Annotated in this window: 1 protein-coding gene; it reads left to right on the top strand. The window is 35.9% G+C overall.

Annotated elements, in window-relative coordinates:
- Positions 1 to 139 precede the first annotated feature (139 nt).
- The coding region (locus NZ519_13755; protein MCS7029819.1) for a tetratricopeptide repeat protein at positions 140 to 1993 on the top strand (1854 nt) is incomplete at its 3' end.

Here is a 1993-nt window from a genome sequence, read left to right as displayed (position 1 = left end):
TGCCCACACTTCGCTTGCGCTTGTGTGGGCAAGGTCGGCGTGCTTCGGGCTACGTGCGGAATGCCCCGACCCTTGCGCAGCAAGGGGCACGCCCAAAAAATACATAGTTTTTTAGCTCAAATTTTCATACATTTGAGATATGAAATTAGCTATTTGCTGTATTTTAAGTTTTTTGCTCTTATTTTGTTTTGCCCAATCTTGGCAAAGTGCGTATGATAGCTGCTTAAAATATCAACAAAAACAACAGTACAAGAAAGCCATAGAATGGGGCGATAAAGCATTAGAATTATATGAAAAGCAAGTGGCAGAAAAAGATACGAATTACAGCAATATATTAAGCACACTATCTGAAAGTTGCTTGTCTGCAGGTTTATACAAACAAGGTGAGTTATACGCCAAAAAAGATAGCGCTTGGACAAAAGAAAAAGATATAGCAAGATACGCCAGCTCTTGTAACAACTTGGGTTTGTTATATAAAAGTCAAAATAAATACACAGAATCTGAAGTATTACTCAAAGAAGCTAAGGAACTTAGTGCCAAACTTTTAGGAAAAGAACACCCTGACTATGCTACTTTTTGTGATAATTTAGGTACGTTATACGAGCTGAAAGGTAAGTATGCCGAAGCGGAACTGTTATACAAAGAAGCGAAAGAAATTCGTGCTAGAGTGTTAGGAAAAGAACATTCAAGTTACGCTACTTCTTGTAATAACTTGGCTGGGTTGTATCGAAATCAAGGTAAGTATATTGAAGCCGAGCTGTTAAACAAAGAAGCGAAAGAAATTCGTGCTAAAGTCTTAGGAAGAGAACATCCTAACTATATTGCTTCCTGTAATAATTTAGCTTTATTATATCAAGAACAAGGTAAATACGCTCAAGCTGAACCATTATTCAAAGAAGCCAAAGAACTTGGTGCCAAAGTTTTAGGAAGGAAACACCCTAATTATGCTACTTTTTGCAATAATTTAGCCTTATTATATCGAAATGAAGGTAAATATATTGATTCTGAACTGTTATTCAAAGAAGCAAAAGAGATTTATTTCAGTGTCTTAGGAAGAGAGCATCCCGATTATGTTGCTTGTTGTAATAATTTGGCTTCATTGTACCAAGAGCAAGGTAAATATGCTGAAGCGGAACTGTTATTCAAAGAAGCCAAAGACATTCGTGCCAACGTGTTAGGAAAGGGACATCCTGAATACGCTATTTCTTGTAATAATTTAGCTTCATTATACAAGATGCAGGGTAGGTACGCTGAAGCTGAATCACTATACGAAGAATCTAAGAACCTTATTGCCAAAATCTTAGGAAAGGAACATCGGAATTATGCTATTTCTTGTAGCAATCTATGTTCAGTATACCAAGCTCAGGGGAAGTACGCCGAAGCGGAACTGTTATGTGAGGAAGCTAAAAACATTTTTGTTAAAATACTGGGCAAACAACATCCATACTATGCTATTGCTTGTAATAATTTGGCTTTATTATACAAGTACCAGGGCAAATATGCTGAAGCTGAATCGTTATACAAAGAAGCCAAAGAGACTTGTGCCAAAATGCTAGGAAGAGAACATCCAGACTATGCTATTTCTTGTAACAATATAGCTTCATTATATCAAGCCCAAGGTAAATACAGTGAAGCCGAAGAGTTATACAAAGAATCCAAAGACCTTCGTCTCAAAATTTTAGGGAAAGAACATCCAGACTATGCTGTTTCTTGTAATAATTTGGCTAAGTTATACCAAGATCAAAACCAATACGAACTAGCCGAACCCTTATTTCAAGAAGCTATACAAATTAAACTCAAAGAAATCCAATCTAACTTCAAAAATCTTTCAGAAAGCGAAAAAGAAAAATATATCCAAGCAAATATAAATTTATATTTTAACAGCTTTCAAAACTTCGTTTTAACAAGATACACACAAAATCCTGCTATCACCCAAGTGAGTTACAATCTAATTCTACAAACCAAAGGGCTTATTTTGCAGAGTACAGAGAAA

The sequence above is a fragment of the Bacteroidia bacterium genome (assembly GCA_025056095.1).
Taxonomy (GTDB): Bacteria; Bacteroidota; Bacteroidia; order JANWVE01; family JANWVE01; genus JANWVE01.
Note: the sequence above shows the minus strand (reverse complement) of the source record. Positions and strands in the feature narration are given on the sequence as shown.